Raw genomic sequence first — 18,818 nt, forward strand, 5'->3', positions numbered from 1 at the left:
CTTCAATGATCGCGTATGGACTACTGAAACGGGTGAATAGCCGTCACGAACTACCGACTCGGATAGAAGACGATCGTCATTTCTTCTCCATGATTCCGGTGAAACTTAGCGGCCTCGCCAGTCGAAGATCTTGGCTTAAAGCCACGCTTCAGCCGAGGCGCGATGGAAGGCTGGGACAATCAATCCCGACGGGCGACTCGGTGGGGAGCCTCATGGCGAGGCGCCAAGATTGGGACATAAGGGTTTGCTTCATGGGTCGCATTGCGCCGCTTCGTTTCGCTTCAATGTCAATTTGCGGCTTTCGCTCATGAAATTATCGGACGCCCTCTTCATCGGATGCGTTGCCGGATGTTTGGCGCTGCCCTCGCTGGGCCAGGCGGAAACCATGTCGGGCGCCCTGGTGCGCGCCTATATCGGCAATCCGGATTTGAACCAGCAGCGCGCCGGGGTGCGGGCGCAAGACGAGAATTTGCCGCGCGCGACCTCCACCTGGAGGCCGACCGCCACAGCCAACTTGTCGAGCGGCTATAATTATCTCGAAAGCATCGATAGCACTTCCGCTGCTTCGGGTCTGGCGGCGGCCGCCAGCCGCTTCCGATCTGGGTCGGCGCCGACAAGTCTCGGACTGACCGTCAGCCAAACTATCTATAACGGCAATCGCACGTTGAACGGAGTTCGGCAGGCGGAATCCAATATTTTTGGCGCGCGCGAGAATCTGCGCAACACCGAGCTGGACACGCTGCAGAACGGCGCGACGGCCTATATGAATGTTTTGCGCGATATCGCCATTCTGGATTTGCGCAAGAATAACATCACGGTTCTCGAAGAACAGCTGCGTCAGACCCGCGATCGCTTCAACGTCGGCGAAGTGACGCGGACGGACGTCGCGCAGGCCGAATCGAGCCTTGCCAGCGCACGCTCGGATTATTTTACCGCGCAAGCCAATCTGCAAAACAGCGTCGCCAATTATCGTCAGATCATCGGCGTCGAGCCGACGCATCTCGAGCCGGCGCGCACCATCGAGAATCTTCTGCCGCGCGACATGAATAGCGCGGTCGAAATGGCTCTCGCCGAACACCCAGCGGTTCAGGCGGCGTTCCATGCCGTCGACGCCGCCGCATTGCAAGTCAAATTGGTGGAAGGCGAACTTTTGCCGACCGCCTCCGTAGCCGGCAACGTTCAGCAAAATTACGCCTTCCAAGGCATTCCGCACGAGAGGGTGTTCAACGGCTCGATCATGGCCCAGATCAGCGTGCCGATCTATGAAGGCGGCGAAGTCTATGCCCGAGCGCGTCAGGCCAAGGAAACGCTCGCTCAGGCGCGCCTGCAGGCCGATCTTCAGCGCGATATGGTGCGCGCCGGGGTCGTCTCCACATGGGGCCAACTCGATACCGCGCGCGCCGTCATTCAATCGTCCAAGGCGGCCGTCAAAGCCGCGGAGATTGCGCTCGAAGGCATCCGCGAAGAGGCGAAGGTCGGTCAGCGCACGACATTCGACGTGCTGTTCCAGCAGCAAGCTTTGCTCAATACTCGGGTCGCTCTCGTGACCGCTCAGCGTGACCGGGTTGTCGCCTCCTATGCTGTGATGGCCTCGATCGGCCGTCTTTCGGCCGCCAACCTCAACCTGAGCGTCGCCGAATATGACCCGACCATACATTTTGAACAGGTCAAGGATAAGTGGATCGGTCTTAGGACGCCGGATGGTCGCTAGAGTCTGATTGCTTCGAATTGAAGCCATCTCGCTCTTGCGTATGTGTTCGGCGCTTGGTCCGATTCGAAAAAGCGGGAAACTCTTGCTCGGCCATGCTTTAGCTCGAAACGCTCGGAGCTGCGCTCGGTCTGTGAGCTGCGCATAGTTCGGCTTGCCAGCGCTGACGCGCTCGGACTAACGTAGGGTGGCGAATCTGCAGCTATTGGCGGCGGTCTAAGTTGTTTGCGATTTGCTAAATCGATTCATTCCCAGATGCGCGCCGGCGCGGTCGGCGCATCTCGTTTCGAAAGCATTAGAGGCCATGAGCGCAGTCAACCCCATTCCGACGACCAGCGAATTAAGCGATGCAAAACCGCGAGAGCCGTCGATGGAGGAGATCCTCGCCTCGATCCGGCGCATTATCGCGGATGATCAGGCGCTATTTAGCGACCACGGCGGTTCGCGCGCCGACGCGCGGCAAATGCTTGATCCTGAACTTGAAGAGCCGGATTTTGGCGCCGTCCCAGCCTATGGGCTGAGGCAGGACGTGGAGGGAGAGGCTCTCTCTCTCAATCATCCCGAAGCCGCGTCCCAAACTTCGGCGAAGCGCCTGAACGGCGTCCATCAATCCGCGCCGCGGCTCGTTTCGAGCGCGACGGAAGCATCCATCGCTTCGGCGTTCCATGCCCTCGTCGCCAGCCGGTTCGCACAGAATAGCGACGCCATTCTGGCGCTGACCCGGGATGCTTTGCGCCCCATGCTCGAAACATGGCTGGACGAGAATTTGCCGGCCCTCGTCGAGCGTCTCGTCCGCGCCGAGATTGAGCGGATCGCTTTGGGCGACTAAAGAATAAGGCGGCCAGCGGCTTTTCTCGCTCGGCGCTTGCCTTTTCCTCCCGCGTTTGCAATCGCTTGCTGCATGTGCAGCGCGTGGCGCGGGCCCGCAGCGTTCGCGCCCCAGCGCACGAACGATTTAGAAGAAAAATGATCTCATGATGGAAAAGACTTTCGATCCCCAAACGGTCGAAGGCCGTATCGCAGCCGTTTGGCGAGATGCGGAGGCATTTAAGGCCGGTCGTCCGGATCGCATCGGCGCCGAACCCTATGCGATCGTCATTCCGCCGCCGAACGTCACTGGCGCGTTGCACATGGGGCACGCGCTCAACACGACTTTGCAGGATATTTTGTGCCGCTTCGAGCGCATGCGCGGCAAGGACGTGCTTTGGCAGCCGGGTACCGACCACGCCGGCATAGCGACGCAAATGGTCGTCGAGCGCCAATTGATGGAGCGTCAGGAGCCTGGCCGGCGCGAAATGGGCCGCGAAAAATTTCTCGCGCGCGTGTGGGAGTGGAAAGCCGAATCCGGCGGGGCGATCGTCAACCAGTTGCAGCGTCTCGGCGCTTCCTGCGATTGGTCGCGCGAACGCTTTACCATGGACGAAGGTCTGTCTCGTGCGGTCGTCAAGGTATTCGTACAGCTCTACAAGGAAGGGCTGATTTATAAGGACAAGCGCCTCGTCAACTGGGACCCGCGGCTTTTGACGGCGATCTCGGACCTCGAGGTGGTCCAGGTCGAGACCAAAGGTCATCTCTGGCATTTCAAATATCCGGTCGTCGATGACGCCGGCCAGGAGACCGGCGAATTCATCGTCGTCGCGACAACGCGGCCGGAAACCATGCTGGGCGACGCCGCTGTGGCGGTCAATCCGAAGGATGAGCGCTATTTGCATCTGCACGGCAAACGCGTGCGGCTGCCGCTTGTCGGCCGTCTGATCCCGATCGTCGCGGACGATTATTCCGATCCCGAAAAAGGCACCGGCGCGGTGAAGATCACCCCCGCGCATGATTTCAACGATTTCGAGGTCGGGCGGCGGCACGGGCTGCCGTTGATCAATATTTTCGACGCCGAAGCGAATCTGATCTTGCGCGGAAACGACGCCTTCCACGCCGGAGCCAATCCCATTGCGGGGCTCGATGAGCTGCATGGCCTGTCGCGCGAACGCGCGCGCAAGAAAATCGTCGAATTAATGGAGGAGCGGGAACTGCTCGAAAGGATCGAGCCGCATCCGCATATGGTTCCGCATGGCGACCGCTCCGGCGTCATTGTCGAGCCCTGGCTGACCGATCAATGGTATGTCGACGCCAAGACATTGGCGCAGCCGGCCCTCGCAGCGGTGCGCGAGGGCAAGACCCGTTTCGTTCCCGAGAATTGGGAAAAGACCTATTTTCAATGGCTGGAGAATATCCAGCCCTGGTGCATCTCCCGCCAACTCTGGTGGGGCCATCAGATTCCAGCTTGGTATGGGCCGGACGGGAAAGTTTTCGTCGAAGCTTCGGAAGGCGAGGCGGCGGCGGCGGCGCGCGCTCATTACGGCGTTGAGACGCCATTGACGCGCGACGAAGACGTCCTCGACACTTGGTTTTCGTCCGGACTCTGGCCATTCTCAACCCTCGGCTGGCCTGACGAAAGCCCGGAACTGAAGCGCTATTATCCGACCAATGTCCTCGTCACGGGCTTCGACATCATCTTCTTCTGGGTGGCGCGGATGATGATGATGGGCGTGCATTTCATGGGCGAGATCCCGTTCCGCGACGTCTACATCCACGCGCTCGTCCGTGACGAGAAGGGCGCGAAAATGTCGAAGTCCAAGGGCAATGTGATCGACCCTCTGAACCTCATCGAGCAATACGGCGCGGATTCTCTGCGCTTCACTTTGGCCGCGATGGCGGCGCAGGGACGCGACCTAAAGCTTTCGACGCAAAGGGTCGAAGGCTACCGCAATTTCGCGACCAAGATCTGGAATGCGGCGCGCTTTGCCGAGATGAATGAGTGCGTCCGGGTTGCAGGCTTCGATCCGGCGTCCGTGACGATCACCCTCAACAGCTGGATCATAGGGGAGGCCGCGAAGGCCGTCGCCGAGGTGACCGGCGCGATCAAAACCTACCGTTTCAACGACGCCGCCAACGCCGCCTATCGTTTCGTCTGGAATATTTTCTGCGACTGGTATCTCGAACTCGCAAAGCCTCTGCTCCAAGGCGCCGATGGCCCTAGCAAGGACGAGACGCGAGCGGCGACCGCTTTCGTTCTCGACGAGATCATTAAATTGCTGCACCCCTTCATGCCCTTCCTCACCGAAGAGCTTTGGGCGATCAAGGCCACGGCTGAGCTGCCGCGATCGAGCGTTTTGGCGCTGGCCCCATGGCCGCAGCTGGATGGTTTTGAGAATGCCGCCGCCGAGGCAGAGATCGGCTGGCTCGTGGAGCTCGTTTCGGAGGTGCGCTCGGTGCGTTCGGAAATGAACGTTCCCGCAGCAGCGCAGATTCCCTTGGTGCTGGTCGGCGCCGACGAACAGGTTTCCGCGCGGGCGAGAAACGGGGACGATACGCTGAAACGGCTGGCGCGGCTGTCAGACATATCATTTGCCGCCGAGTCGCCGGAAAAATCCGTCCAGATTATCGTGCGCGGCACGGTGGCGGCTCTGCCGCTGCAAGGGATCATCGATTTCGACGCGGAAAAAGTCAGGTTGGCCAAGGAAATCGGCAAACTGCTGGCCGACGCCAAAAAAATCGAGGCTAAGCTCGGCAACGCCGATTTTGTAGCCAGGGCGCCGGAAGAAGTGGTCGAGGAAAACCGCGAAAGACTGGTGGAGGCGCAGGCGAGAGCGGCGAAGCTGGATGCGGCGCTGAAGCGGCTTGGCTAGGCGAAATGCGTCTGTTTTCGCGTCCGTAGTGGCGGCCGTGCAGAGCCATTCGTCGCTTGCCTCATGGGTCAGGCGCTGACGACAGGATCTCCGAAGCGCGTCTTGATCGCGGCGACCGCGCCTTTTCGTTGGCATTCCATGAAGCCGATGCTCTCGCACGCGCCGTGGAGACGGATGCGCGGCAAACTGGTGTTATGTCTGAGGTGATCTGGAAACAATCCGCCAAACCTGGTCGTCGTCGCCGTGCGAAAGCCCAGCTCTCGGCAAAGGGCAAATTCCCTTTCGCCGCAGCTCTTCGAGTCGCCGTAAGGATAAGCGAAATGACGTACAGCCTTGCCGGTAAGGCGCTCGAGATAGGCGGCGTTCGCGAAAATTTCGTCGCGCGCCTGATCAAGACTCAATTGCGCGAGATTCGGGTGGCTATCCGTATGCCCGCCAATTTCGACAAGAGGATCGTCGGAAAGCTCCCGTAATTCAATGTTATTCAGGGCGTCTTCGTCCAATACCTGCTCGGCGCTAATATTCTTTTGACGAGAGAGATGAACAATCTCTTCGGCGTCCATTTCTTTGTTGTCAATATAGTTGCAAATGGCCTGGAACGTCTTAAGTTTCTGCTTGGGCGTTGATGTTGTAAAGAGTCTACCGCCTACAGTAAGGGTAGCTTGATCGTGGCGTTTGATGATTTCTCTCAAGGATCTCCACCAATTGACTATACGCCGCTCCAGAAACGCGGTAGTTATATACACGGCGAATGGCTTATTATATTTTTTGAATAAGGGCAGCGCCACAGTCAAATTATCTCGATAGCCATCGTCAAACGTAAAGCAGACGAAGTTTCTTGTATTTCTTGTCGCAAGCCGCTCAAGCGCCTCGTCCATAGAAATTATATCCACGCCGTTCGCAATATAGTATGTAATAATTAGGTTGAGAAAATCGATACTTATTTGAAGATTAGGGTCAATGAGGTTATTTTTATCGCGCACCACGCTGTGCCCCATAATAATAGCGCCCATTCCCCCATATCTGCGGCCGATTAGTTCGTCGGCGCGTGTTTTGTGAACGACGTCTGAAACTCCTCTTAGGAAAGAGTAGTTCATGCGATTTCTCCGCACTCGTCTTCTGACCAAAACCGCTGCCGCTCAGACATGCTGCGGCCCACGCGATATTCGTAATCGCTTCGATCTGCTTCTCTTCAACCGCGCTGTCGTGAAAGAATATCACGCTTCGTGGTTGGCAGTTCAAGTAAATTCGGGCGCGCGGGAGGCGATTGCAGACTCGTCAAGTATTTAACTAATAAATTTTGCTATTTTGTGAGGATTTACTCATGAAAGTAATTTTCATTTGTGATTTCTTCTTGTCATCGGGCGGCGCTGCGAAGATCGGCTTGGATCTTGTGCAGATGCTCACGGCGCAGAACATCCCGGTTAAAGTTTTCGTCGGAGAACCCTGCGATGGCTTTTCAACCATTCCGGTTATTTCGCTGGGGCAAAAAAGACTTCTTCACGCCGATCCCAAGACACGCATTTTCCGTGGGTTGTTTAATGCCACGGCGCATGCTGAGCTGGTCAAACTCATCGATAACGATGACACGCCCGACACGATCTACATCGTCAATTCCTGGTTTCAAATCCTTTCCCCTTCAATTTTTGCGGCGCTGAACCGGGTCGCAAAACGCGTTCTGGTTTACGCCCATGACTTTTTTATCGCCTGCCCGAATGGCGGCTATTTCGATTTCACGCGCGAAGAATCATGCAACCGCGTCCCGCTTTCGATGTCATGTCTCGCTACCCAATGCGACAAACGGAACTACTGGCAAAAGATCTGGCGATCGGGCGTGTCGGCGATGCGGCGATTGACCTGGAACATCGAGCGCAACGGTTCAAGGGTCGTCGCCGTTCACGAGGGCATGGTCGAGTACCTAAACAGGGCTGGGATCCCTGAGAAATCCATCAGCGTCGTCCATAATCCATCCACGCCCTTCACGGCGCTCCCGGTTAAGGCCGAATGTAATCGTGAGATTCTCTATGTCGGAACGCTAACGGAGCAAAAAGGCTTTGACGTGCTGATCGAGGCTCTGCGCGAGCGGCCATGGACCGCGAATATCTTCGGCGAGGGCGACATACGTTTTGCGCCGGCCCCGCATCTGATCGCGCATGGTTTCCAATCCCATGACGTAATTGCGCAGGCCGCGGCGCGATCGCGCCTGCTGATCATGCCTTCAAGAGTGCGCGAGACCTTCGGGCTGGCGGCTTTGGAGGCGCTGGGCTCCGGCATTCCCGTCATCATGAGCAAGCAAGCTTTAATCGCCACGGACATCAAAACTCATCAATGCGGGCTAGTCTTGCCGGCGGTGGATAAGAGCTGCATTCTCAAAGCTCTCGATGAATTGTTTGCCGACGATGGCCGCACTGCGGAATTCAGCCGCCGGGCGGCCGGCGCGCACGCTTCGATTTCCCCATCATATCAGGACTGGATGAAGCAGATTTTGCTCGTCTGCCAATCGACGCTGAAATGAATTTTGATTCACAGAGGCGGGCGCTCATATCCGGCGCTATTTGACGAAAGCGTCAAGCACCAGCTTGCCGTTCAAAGCGATGATCGCCACAGCGATGATCGCGGCGATGGCGGTTGTCGCAAGCGGAGCCGTCAGGCTCCCCATTCGCTTGCGCGACGCGGTGAACCAGACCAAGGGCGTGACGGCGAAGGGCAGGGTGAGGCTCAAGACAACCTGACTCAGAATGAGAAGATTGTTCGTCGAGCTTTCGCCGCCGATATAAATCGCGGCGATCGCAGGAACGATGGCGATTGACCGCGTGAGCAGCCGCCGCGCGATCGGATTGAGCTTTATCTTGATGAAGCCTTCCATGATGATCTGGCCCGCGAGGGTCGCGGTCAGAGTCGAATTCAGGCCGCAAGCGATCAGAGCAATGGCGAAAAGCTTGGCGGCGAGGGCGCTCCCGAGAAGCGGCGCGATCAGCCGATAGGCGTCCGGCAATTCGGCGACCTCGGTATGCCCGTGGGCGTGAAACGCGGCTGCGGCGAGAACGAGAATAGAGCCATTGATGACGAGCGCGAAGGCGAGAGCGATGGTCGAATCGAGAATTGCAAACCGGATCGCGCTGGCCTTGTCAGACTGGCGCGGACCGACGGCGCGCGTCAGCACGATGCCTGAATGGAGATAAAGATTGTGCGGCATCACCGTCGCGCCGAGAATGCCGAGCCCGATGTAAAGCATCTGTGAATCGGTGAACAACGCCCGCGTCGGCAACAGACCGCGCGCCACTTCCGCCATATCCGGCCGCGCAAGGATAAGTTCGATCGCGAAACAGGATGCGATCACGATCAGCAGCGAAACGACGAAAGCCTCAAGCTTGCGAAAGCCAAATCGCATGAAGGCGAGGACGAGCAAAGCGTCGAAAGCCGTAACGATCACGTCAATGCCGAGCGGCAGGCCTGTGAGCAGTTCAAGGCCGATTGCGGTTCCGATCACTTCCGCGAGATCGGTTGCGATGATCGCCGTCTCCATGATCAGCCAGAAGACGATGCTGACCGGCTTCGGAAACGCGTCGCGGCAGATTTGAGCGAGGTCGCGGCCAGTGGCGAAAGCGAGCCTTGCCGAAAGCGCCTGCAGGACGATGGCCATCAGGCTCGACACAACCGCGACGAACAGCAGCGCCGTCCCAAAACGCGAGCCGCCGGCAAGGGCAGTCGCCCAGTTGCCGGGGTCCATATATCCCGTGGCGACGAGATAGCCTGGACCGGCGAAAGCCAGAAAGCGCCGAATCGACGAGCCGGTGCGAGGGACGTTGACGCTGCCAAACGTCGCCCCGAGCGACTTCGGGGCTCCCTCGTAGAGCGGGCTTCGCAGAACGGCGGCCTGGCTGTCGGCGCTGGTGAGCTCGGACAGCGGAGGCAGCTGTTGCATTAAATTCTCCTTCACTGACCGTAAGATGTAGCCTATGCTACAAAATAGTCAAAGGGAAAGAAATTGGCCTCGCTGGTGCTTTTTGCGCATATGAATCGCGCAAAAAAGCGCAGATTCTTTTGGATCGATTCGTTAAAGCAGATAGATCGCTACGGGATGCGGGCGAGGACTGTTATGGACTTTCCCCTAGGGAAAACCGGATGAGCGCGAAAGAGGCGAAGCCAGATTCGACCAGTCCCGCCGGGCTGCCGGCAGAGGCCGATCAAGCGTTGCGCTTCGAGAAAGCGCGCTCGGCGCAGGCCTCCGCGATTCTTGAAGATTACGTCGAATTGATCGACGACCTTCTAATGAGCGACGGCGAGGCGCGTCCCACCGACATAGCGCGCCGGCTCGGGGTCTCGCATGCGACCGCGATCAAAAGCATCGCCCGCTTGAAGCGGGAGGGGCTCGCCACGTCAAAACTCTATCGCGGCGTCTTCCTTACCTCGGAGGGACACGGACTTGCCGCCCGCGTGCGCGCCCGACATCGGTTGGTGGTTGATTTGCTGGTTGCGGTCGGCGTGCCGGAGCGTTGCGCGGAACTCGACGCCGAAGGGATCGAGCATCATGTATCAGACGTTGCGCTGGCGGCTTTTTCCCGTTTTCTGAAACGCTCAGGCAGGGCGTAAGGCGACTTTTGAGTCGGCCCCCATTGCGGTTTACGCGTCGTTAACCATCTGCTGTATGAAATACGAATCACGCATTCTAGACCGAGCCCGATCAGCTTATGCTAGCTTGCCGCTTTGCCGGCAGAAATCTGACTTGGGGCGGCCTTAAAGTTTGTGCCTTTTGAGACACAGCGGGAAACAACTTAGCTTCAACTTGTCAGTTCAAGAAGAAGTTGACTTTAAAGTCCCAAACGACTCGGTAAGTGTAACTCAAAATAGAAGTCATCAGCGTCGCTTCAATTGGTCGGTCGCAGTGCGTGATAGAGGGTTTCAGCTCTTGATCGATGCGTTGCGTCATGGTCGCGTCGACGGCGCTCCCCCTCCTCGCTAACAGGTCCGAAAGCGGTCAATGAACGCTCGCGTATTCGACAAAAGCAAACTCCCCAGCCGGCATGTGACGGAAGGCGCATCACGCGCGCCGCATCGCTCCTATCTTTACGCCATGGGGCTGACGCGCGAGCAGATTCACCAGCCCTTGGTCGGAGTCGCGTCCTGCTGGAACGAGGCGGCGCCTTGTAACATTTCTTTGATGCGGCAGGCGCAGGCTGTGAAGAAGGGCGTTGTTTCGGCCGGCGGCACGCCGCGCGAGTTCTGCACCATCACGGTGACCGATGGAATCGCCATGGGGCATGAGGGCATGAAATCTTCGCTGGTTTCACGAGATGTGATCGCCGATTCGGTCGAGCTCACCATGCGCGGCCATTGCTATGACGCGCTCGTCGGATTGGCTGGCTGCGATAAATCGCTGCCCGGAATGATGATGGCGATGCTGCGGCTCAACGTCCCCTCCATCTTCATCTATGGCGGTTCGATCCTGCCCGGAACGTTCCGCGGCCGGCAAGTGACCGTGCAGGATCTGTTCGAGGCCGTCGGCAAATATTCCGTCGGCGAAATGTCGGCCGAGGACCTCGACGAACTCGAGACGGTGGCGTGTCCTTCAGCGGGCGCGTGCGGAGCGCAATTCACCGCCAATACAATGGCGACGGTTTCCGAGGCGATCGGGCTGGCGTTGCCCTACTCCGCTGGCGCGCCTGCTCCTTATGAAATCCGCGATCGCTTTTGCATGACGGCGGGCGAGGTCGTGATGGATCTCATCGCGCGCAATTTGCGTCCGCGCGATATAGTCACCCTCAAGGCGCTGGAGAATGCCGCGACCGTCGTCGCCGCGTCCGGCGGTTCGACGAACGCCGCTTTGCATTTGCCGGCGATCGCCAATGAATGCGGGATCAAGTTTGATCTCTTCGACGTCGCCGAAATTTTCAAGCGCACGCCTTACATCGCGGATCTGAAGCCCGGCGGGAAATATGTCGCGAAGGACATGTTCGAGGCGGGCGGCATTCCTTTGCTGATGAAGACGCTGCTCGACCACGGTTTCCTCCACGGCGATTGCATGACCGTCACTGGCCGCACAATTGCCGAGAACATGGAGAAAGTGGCGTGGAATCCGGATCAGGATGTTGTCTGGCCGGCTAACAAGCCGATTACCGCGACGGGCGGCGTCGTTGGACTGCGCGGCAGCCTTGCGCCTGAAGGCGCGATCGTGAAGGTCGCCGGAATGCACCAGGACCAATTGACCTTCAAGGGTCCCGCGCTCTGCTTCGATAGCGAGGAAGAATGTTTCGAGGCTGTGTCGAAGCGCCGGTACGAGGAAGGCTGCGTATTCGTCATCCGCTATGAAGGTCCGCGCGGGGGACCCGGCATGCGCGAAATGCTTTCGACCACAGCCGCTCTCTACGGCCAAGGCATGGGGGCCAAGGTTGCGCTGGTGACGGACGGACGGTTTTCTGGCGCGACGCGCGGCTTTTGCATCGGCCATGTCGGACCCGAAGCTGCGTTGGGCGGACCGATCGCGCTCGTGCAAAACGGGGACTTGATTGAGATCGATGCGGTCAAAGGAACAATTGATCTCCATGTGGGTCATGAAGAATTAGCCGAACGTAAATTAAAATGGCGGCCGCGATTGATCGATTTCGGCTCTGGCGCGTTATGGAAATATGCGCAGTTGGTTGGCCCCGCCGTGAGCGGAGCAGTAACGCATCCCGGTGCTTCGAAAGAAATCCATGTCTACGCTGACGTCTAGCCGTATCGCACTCATAGCCGTTTTGGGGCTCGCCGTCGCTCTGACGGCGACGCAGATTCGCGCGCTCGAAGGGGCCGCCGGGACTCCTGTCGAAAAGCCGGCCGCGCCGATGTACGAGACTCCGCGCGCCGCGTTGCGGGCCGGGATTGAAAATTTTCGCGCTGGGGCTTCCGCTTCCGCAATCGCCGCTTTGAAATATGCGGCGGCGGGCGGCGAATCTTTGGCGCAATGGAAGCTTGCGCAGATTTACGCCAATGGCGACGGCGTTCCGCACGACGACATCAAAGCCTATGATTATTTTTCGCAGATCATCTCAGGCTATGACGAAGATAATCCGAATTGGCGCGACAAGGCGGTGGTGTCGAGCGCCTTTGTCGCTGTTGGCGTTTATAGTTTGAGCGGGATAGCGGATTCGAAGGTGCTTCCCGATCCGGCGCGGGCGATGCAGATGTTCCAATACGCGGCCACGAATTTTGGCGATGCGAGCGCGCAATACAACCTGGCGCGCATGTATCTCGATGGGGCTGGCGGCGGCAAAGACGCCCGTCAAGCTTTGCGATGGTTGTATCTCGCCGCCGAGAAAGGCCATGTCCAGGCGCAGGCCATGCTCGGCAAGGTATTATTCAGCGGGCCGGACGGCATGCGCCCTCAGCGAGCGCGGGCGCTTATGTGGCTGACCCTCGCGCGTGAAGCGGCGATCGACTCCAAAAAAGATAAATGGATCATCGACCTCTATGACAACGCAATGTCCGCCGCCAATGATAGCGAGCGGCAAGTTGCGCTTTCCTATCTCGAAGACCATTTGAAACGGCGGAACTGATCGCCGCGATCTGAGGCGTCTTCAGCAGACAGCTGGCTGCGGCTGTTTCGTTGAAAGCGTGATCATCCAACTTTAAATGGTCACGCTTGCGGCTACGGGGTTTAGACGTCCATGCTTGCGGGGCAGCTTGCGCTGATCGCAGCGTCGTTTTTTTCGGGCGCGGCGGTCTATATCAATGTCGCAGAGCAGCCGGCAAGGCTCGCCATGGATGATTGCGCGATGCTTGAGCATTGGAAGCTTGCTTACAAACGCGGCTTTGCGATGCAGGCCTCTCTTGCACTCATCGGCTTTCTGTTCGGTCTGATTGCGGCTTATGCGTTGACAGATTGGCGGTGGCTGATCGGCGCTTTTCTGCTTCTCTGCAATTGGCCTTTCACTTTGCTCGCCATCATGCCGACCAATCATCTGTTGGGCGCGAGGAGCGCGCTTGGCGTCGCCGCGACCTTCGCATTTTTATGGGCTTCGTTGCGATAGATATGAGACGAAGTTAATAATCAGACGAAATAGAGAACATAACGGCGACGAATCAAGGGCGCTTCAAAGTTAGCTGGTTGTTAACGCAAGCACTGGGGCCTTCCCCTGCAATAAAGCATAGAATCCGCCGTAGAGGTTATATTTGAGCTTCGCGCCTAACTTGCGATTTAACCTTTTTGCGTCATTTTGAGACTAGGCTTCTATCGGGGACAGGGCATGGGACGCGGGCGGATCAGGGTTGGCGTTGGCGGCTGGAGTTTTGCCCCCTGGCGCGATAATTTTTATCCACGCGGCTTGACCCAAGCGAGAGAGCTCGGGTTCGCGAGTCGAAAGCTGACTGCGATCGAGATAAACGCGACATTTTATCGCACACAGACATCTGCGAGCTTTCGCCGCTGGGCCGACGAGACGCCCGACGATTTCGTCTTTGCGATCAAAGCGCATCGGCTGACGACGCATCGCAATCGGCTGGCGGAAGCTGGACCCGCAATCGAACATTTTGTCGGCAGCGGCTTGACGGAGCTGGGGCCAAAACTCGGGCCTTTGGTTTGGCAATTCGCTCCGACGAAGCGTTTCGAAGCTGAGGATTTCGAAGGGTTTCTCGCGCAACTCCCGAAAGAAGAGGGCGGCTGCACGCTGAGGCATGTGCTCGAAGTCCGACACGAGAGTTTTTGCGACGAAAAATTTGTCGCCTTGGCGCGCAGCTACAATTGCGCGATCTGCCTCGCCGATTCCGCCAAATATCCGCTGATCGCCGATATAAGCGCGGATTTCGTCTATGTCCGGCTGCAAAAAAGTTCAGCCTTGCATGAGACCGGCTATGCGCCGGACGCCATCGAAACTTGGCTCCAGCGCGCCAAATGTTGGGCGTCGGGCGGGGAACCCGACGATCTGCCCTATCTCGCCAAGGAGCGCGCGCCCAAAGGGCAGGGGCGCGACAGCTTCATCTTTTTCATTGCAGGCGCGAAAGAGACAAATCCCGCCGCTGCCTGCGCGCTGATCGAGCGGCTACAGCATAATGCCGAAAAGGCCTCGACTTAGGGCCCAGACCCATAAAATGGTTGGCGTGACAGGCGGATTGTGATTCACAGCTTCCGAAAGGAAGCGACTATGAATCGGGATCAATTCTGGCTGACGGACGCGCAGTTCGCGAAGATCGCGCCGCATCTTCCCACGGACACGCGCGGCAAGGCGGGCGTCGATGATCGCCGGGTGGTCAGCGGGATCATTCATGTGCTGAAATCTGGCGGACGCTGGATTGACGCGCCGCTGGAGTACGGGCCAAAGAAGACTCTCTACAATCGCTACGTTCGCTGGGCTGCTAAGGGCGTTTGGATCGATCTGTTCCACGCGCTTGCGCAAGCAGGCGGGCCGCCGGCGCAGGTCCTCATCGACTCCTCGGCGGTCAAGGCGCATCGCTCGGCCAGTGGCGGCAAAGGGGGGAGAAGAATCAGGCCATCGGCCGTTCGCGCGGCGGGCGCACAACCAAAATCCACGCATTGACCGATGCGGACTGCCGCCCGCTGTCTTTCATGCTCACCGGCGGCCAAATCGCCGATTGCTCGGCGGGCGCGGAGCTTATCGCGCGACTTCCTCCTTGCGAAATCCTCCATGGCGACAAGGGCTACGACGCAAATGCGATCCGTCGGCAGGTCGAGGAGCGCGGAGCTATGCCGAATATCCCGCCCAAGGCCAATCGCAGGTGGAAGAACTGCTTCTCGCCCTTCCTCTATCGAAACCGCAACGCCATCGAACGCATGTTCTGCCGCCTGAAAGACTTCAGGCGCGTGGCTACCCGCTACGACCGAAACGCATTAAACTTCCTCGCGACAGTCTGCATCGCCGCTACCGTTTGCTACTGGTTGTGAGTCTGGACCCTAGCTCAGCTCGATCCGGACCGGCACGTGATCTGAGGGTTTGTCCTCGGCGCGCGTGTCCTTGTCGATCGTCACTTTGACGAGCCGGTCGGCGGCCTGCGGCGACAGCAGCAGATGATCGATGCAAATGCCCTTGTTGCGCTGCCAGGCGCCCGCCTGATAATCCCAAAATGTGTAAAGCCCCGCCTCGTCGGTGGTGGCGCGAAGCGCATCCGTCAGGCCAAGATGCAGCAAAGTTTGAAACCGCGCGCGGGTTTCCGGCAAAAACAGCGCATCGCCCACCCAGGCCGCCGGGTCGGCGCAATCGCGCGGCGCCGGGATCACATTATAGTCCCCCGCCAGAACCAGCGGCTCCTCCAGCGTTAGGAGGTAGGTCGCGTGGGAGATGAGGCGATCCATCCAGGCGAGCTTATAGGCATATTTGTCTGTGTTCGGCGGGTTGCCGTTGGGCAGATAGATCGAGGCGACGCGGACGACTCCCGCGTCAAGGGGAACGATCGCCTCAATGTAGCGCGCGTGTTCGTCGGACGGATCGCCCGGAAGGCCGCGCGTGACTTCAATCGGCGCTTTGGAGAGGATCGCGACTCCGTTGAAACCTTTTTGACCATGCACGGCGACATTATAGCCAAGCGCCTCGACCTCCTGCCGCGGGAACGCCTCATCGACGCACTTCAGTTCCTGCAGACAAAGAACGTCAGGCGCAACGTCGCGCAAATAGCGTTGCAGGTGCTCCGTTCTTTGCCGCACCGAATTAACGTTCCAAGTGGCGATTTCCACGGAAATTCCTTTTTGCGCCGGTTGTGGGCGGGACTTTAATCTTTGATACGCCAGCTTCTTAGGATGAAGATCATGGCCTCTCCGCCATGGACCGGGAAATACCGCGGCTTGTGCGTTCTTGCATCAGGCGCGGCAAAGTCCCGTGCGTCAGAACCCCTTCGCGCATCAAGACGCGGCGCAACGGGCCGATCATCGAAAAAGCGAATAGGCCCGCGCCGCGCATGAGATCGACCGGAATGAGATCGGTCAGCAAAGAGCGATTGAGGATGTCGACGCCATGCGTACGCAAGGAAATGTCGTTGCGGCGCGCCGCCGCATAACCTTTGAGCGTCGCGGCGGTCCCAATGTCTTTTCCCAGCGAGCGGGCGTCCTCCAAGGTCTCGACGAGGGCGGCGCTGTCGCGCAGACTAAGGTTCAGCCCTTGCGCCGCGAGCGGTGGAAATACATGCGCGGCCTCGCCTATCAGCGCGATGCGATGGCCAAATAGGCGTCCGACGCTCATTCCGGCCATTGGAAAAAAGCCGCAGGGGCCATCGAGTTGCATTTTACCCAAAAGAGAATCAACTTGATTCTCGATATCGCTTGCAAGGGCTGTCGGTTCGAGCCCGCGACGGCGATCAGCCGCCTCCGCCGTCATCAGCCAGACGAGGCTCGATCGATGCGGCTTATCGCCTTGCGCGCGGAGCGGCACCAGAGTGCATGGACCAAAGCGCGTATGGAACTCGGTCGAAACATGCCGGTGCGGCCTGGCGTGGGAAAGAAGAGCGGTGAGGGCGACCTGCGGATAGGTCCAGCTTCGCGCGCTGATCCCGGCTTTGGTCCGCGCCGGCGAACCCCGGCCATCGGCGGCGACCACGAGCTTGGCTTTGACGCGGCGTCCATCAGCCAAAACGGCCTCCGCCGCGTCAGGCATAAAACTAATCTCGCCGAGCAAGCCCTCATAGAGGGCCAGTCGCGGCGTCGCCGCGGCGATTTCTGCGAGACCTTCAACAAGGGCGCTGTTTTCGATGTTTTCGCCGAAAGCGGAGAGACCGATCTCGCTTGCCGCGAAAGTGACCGAGGGAGCCGCGAAGCGCGCGCCGGTCGCATCGACCATCGCGATTTTCTCAAGCGCTGCGCTCTTACCGCGAAAGCGCGGCCAAAGGCCGAGCGCTTTGTAAAAGCGCAGCGATGATTCAAAGAGCGCCACGGTGCGGCCGTTGACGCGGCGATCGACATGCCCAACGCAGACAACACTAAATCCGGATTGCACCAGAGCGAGCGCCGCGGAAAGTCCGGCGGCGCCAGCGCCGGCGACGAGAATATCGGCTTCGATATCGACGGTTGAAACTGTCATCAGGCATCCTTCGCGGATCTATTTAGACCAGGAAGGCGCCTCTTGCGAGAGGCAAGCGCGCAATCTCGTCGGCGCTTCTCAGAGCGAGGCTCGCTCGCGCGAACCTCTATCTGAGCCATTCAGCCGCTCCATCTCATCGATTGTCTATCGGGACGTATTCACGCCGCTCCGCGCCGATATAGAGCTGACGCGGGCGGCCGATCTTTTGTCCCGGATCCTCGATCATTTCCTTCCATTGCGCGATCCAGCCGGATGTGCGCGCAACGGCGAAAAGAACCGTGAACATGGAGACGGGGAAACCCATCGCCTTCAAGGTAATTCCCGAATAGAAATCGATGTTGGGATAGAGCCTCTTCTCGATGAAATAATCATCGCTGAGCGCAATGCGCTCAAGTTCGATCGCGACGTCGAGCAAAGGGTCGTCCTTGATGCCAAGCTCATTCAGAACATCATGGCAGGTCTGCTGCATGATCTTGGCGCGCGGGTCGTAATTCTTATAGACGCGATGGCCAAAGCCCATGAGCCGGAAAGGATCATTCTTGTCCTTCGCGCGGGCGACGAACTTCGGAATATTTTCCACCGAGCCGATTTCCGTCAGCATTTTCAGCGCTGCTTCATTGGCCCCGCCATGCGCCGGGCCCCAAAGGCAGGCGACGCCCGCGGCGATGCAGGCGAAAGGATTGGCTCCCGATGATCCAGCAAGACGAACCGTCGAGGTCGAAGCGTTCTGCTCGTGATCGGCGTGCAAGATAAAGATCCGGTCGAGCGCGCGGGCGAGCACCGGCCTGACTTTGAACTCTTCGGTCGGCACGGCAAAGCACATGCGCAAAAAGTTCGACGTGTAGTCGAGTTCGTTCTTCGGATAAACGAAGGGTTGACCGATCGCGTATTTATAAGCCATCGCGGCCAGCGTCGGCATTTTGGCGATTAGCCGCATCGAGGCGACCATGCGCTGCCTCGGGTCCGAAATATCGGTCGAATCATGATAGAAGGCGGAAAGCGCGCCAACGCTCGCCACCATGACGGCCATTGGATGGGCGTCGCGGCGGAAGCCCTGGAAAAACCGGGCCATCTGCTCGTGAATCATCGTATGGCGAGTGATTCTATAGTTGAAATCCGACCTCTGCGCCGCTGTGGGCAATTCGCCGTAGAGCAGAAGATAGCAGGTTTCGAGGTAATCGCCGTGCTCTGCGACCTGATCGATCGGATAGCCGCGATAGAGCAACACCCCTTCGTCGCCGTCGATATAGGTGATCTCCGACTCGCAGCTGGCCGTCGAGGTAAAGCCGGGATCGTAGGTGAACATCCCAGTCTGGGCATAAAGCTTTCCGATGTCGACGACTGCAGGACCGATCGATCCGGCCTTGACCGGCATGCTGACGGTTGTATCGCCAAGACTAAAGGTGCCGGTCGTCGTGCTCATGGAGGCCG

Annotated in this window: 15 protein-coding genes; 10 read left to right on the forward strand and 5 right to left on the reverse strand. The window is 58.6% G+C overall.

The genetic code is table 11. The annotated features are described in order from the left end of the window. Nucleotides 1-307: 307 nt before the first annotated feature. The 3 genes from WDN46_06230 (at nt 308) to WDN46_06240 (ending at nt 5,391) form a co-directional block, all read left to right on the forward strand. Nucleotides 308-1,711 carry a TolC family outer membrane protein gene (locus tag WDN46_06230; protein ID MEJ0093022.1) on the forward strand — a complete coding sequence of 468 codons (1,404 nt, stop codon included), beginning with the start codon at nt 308-310 and terminating at the stop codon, nt 1,709-1,711. A gap of 301 nt (nt 1,712-2,012) precedes the next feature. After that, a complete protein-coding gene (locus tag WDN46_06235; GenBank protein MEJ0093023.1) occupies nt 2,013-2,537 on the forward strand; it encodes a DUF2497 domain-containing protein in 525 nt (174 codons plus the stop codon). Between the two features lie 145 nt (nt 2,538-2,682). After that, nucleotides 2,683-5,391 carry a valine--tRNA ligase gene (locus WDN46_06240; GenBank protein MEJ0093024.1) on the forward strand — a complete coding sequence of 903 codons (2,709 nt, stop codon included), beginning with the start codon at nt 2,683-2,685 and terminating at the stop codon, nt 5,389-5,391. Nucleotides 5,392-5,459: 68 nt separating this feature from the next. Here WDN46_06240 and WDN46_06245 read toward each other — a convergent pair whose 3' ends face one another. Beyond that, the gene (locus WDN46_06245) at nt 5,460-6,488 is read right to left on the reverse strand and encodes a polysaccharide deacetylase family protein (GenBank protein ID MEJ0093025.1); all 1,029 of its coding nucleotides are present in this window, start codon (nt 6,486-6,488) and stop codon (nt 5,460-5,462) included. A gap of 227 nt (nt 6,489-6,715) precedes the next feature. Between WDN46_06245 and WDN46_06250 the strand changes: the two genes are divergently transcribed. Beyond that, on the forward strand, nt 6,716-7,906 hold the full coding sequence (locus tag WDN46_06250; protein ID MEJ0093026.1) for a glycosyltransferase family 4 protein: 1,191 nt from the start codon (nt 6,716-6,718) through the stop codon (nt 7,904-7,906). A gap of 36 nt (nt 7,907-7,942) precedes the next feature. On the opposite strand, the gene WDN46_06255 is transcribed toward WDN46_06250, so the two are convergent. Then, on the reverse strand, nt 7,943-9,316 hold the full coding sequence (locus WDN46_06255) for an Nramp family divalent metal transporter (GenBank protein ID MEJ0093027.1): 1,374 nt from the start codon (nt 9,314-9,316) through the stop codon (nt 7,943-7,945). Between the two features lie 200 nt (nt 9,317-9,516). On the opposite strand from WDN46_06255, the gene mntR reads away from it, so the two are divergent. The 6 genes from mntR (at nt 9,517) to WDN46_06285 (ending at nt 15,265) form a co-directional block, all read left to right on the forward strand. Continuing rightward, a complete protein-coding gene (mntR, locus tag WDN46_06260; protein ID MEJ0093028.1) occupies nt 9,517-9,984 on the forward strand; it encodes a manganese-binding transcriptional regulator MntR in 468 nt (155 codons plus the stop codon). Between the two features lie 388 nt (nt 9,985-10,372). Continuing rightward, on the forward strand, nt 10,373-12,103 hold the full coding sequence (ilvD, locus tag WDN46_06265; GenBank protein MEJ0093029.1) for a dihydroxy-acid dehydratase: 1,731 nt from the start codon (nt 10,373-10,375) through the stop codon (nt 12,101-12,103). After that, nucleotides 12,084-12,923 (forward strand): tetratricopeptide repeat protein, encoded by an 840-nt coding sequence (locus WDN46_06270; GenBank protein MEJ0093030.1) that lies wholly within the window; start codon nt 12,084-12,086, stop codon nt 12,921-12,923. The genes ilvD and WDN46_06270 overlap by 20 nt, the downstream gene beginning before the upstream one ends. 111 nt (nt 12,924-13,034) lie before the next feature. Beyond that, on the forward strand, nt 13,035-13,397 hold the full coding sequence (locus WDN46_06275; GenBank protein ID MEJ0093031.1) for an anthrone oxygenase family protein: 363 nt from the start codon (nt 13,035-13,037) through the stop codon (nt 13,395-13,397). Between the two features lie 186 nt (nt 13,398-13,583). Continuing rightward, nucleotides 13,584-14,438: a DUF72 domain-containing protein gene (locus tag WDN46_06280; protein MEJ0093032.1), complete on the forward strand. Its 855-nt coding sequence runs from the start codon at nt 13,584-13,586 to the stop codon at nt 14,436-14,438. A gap of 69 nt (nt 14,439-14,507) precedes the next feature. Beyond that, a protein-coding gene (locus WDN46_06285; protein ID MEJ0093033.1) for an IS5 family transposase occupies nt 14,508-15,265 on the forward strand; the annotation gives its coding sequence in 2 pieces (ribosomal slippage) (nt 14,508-14,847 and nt 14,847-15,265; 759 coding nt in all). Nucleotides 15,266-15,274: 9 nt separating this feature from the next. Here the strand turns inward: WDN46_06285 and xth are convergent. From xth to gltA, 3 genes are all read right to left on the reverse strand, one after another. Beyond that, on the reverse strand, nt 15,275-16,051 hold the full coding sequence (gene xth / locus WDN46_06290) for an exodeoxyribonuclease III (GenBank protein MEJ0093034.1): 777 nt from the start codon (nt 16,049-16,051) through the stop codon (nt 15,275-15,277). A 70-nt stretch (nt 16,052-16,121) separates the two neighbouring features. Further along, nucleotides 16,122-17,387, reverse strand: coding sequence for an FAD-dependent monooxygenase (locus WDN46_06295; GenBank protein MEJ0093035.1), 1,266 nt, complete (start codon nt 17,385-17,387; stop codon nt 16,122-16,124). A gap of 133 nt (nt 17,388-17,520) precedes the next feature. Next, the gene (gene gltA, locus WDN46_06300; protein ID MEJ0093036.1) at nt 17,521-18,810 is read right to left on the reverse strand and encodes a citrate synthase; all 1,290 of its coding nucleotides are present in this window, start codon (nt 18,808-18,810) and stop codon (nt 17,521-17,523) included. Nucleotides 18,811-18,818: the final 8 nt, after the last annotated feature.

This window comes from Methylocella sp. (assembly GCA_037200525.1).
Lineage (GTDB): Bacteria > Pseudomonadota > Alphaproteobacteria > Rhizobiales > Beijerinckiaceae > Methylocapsa.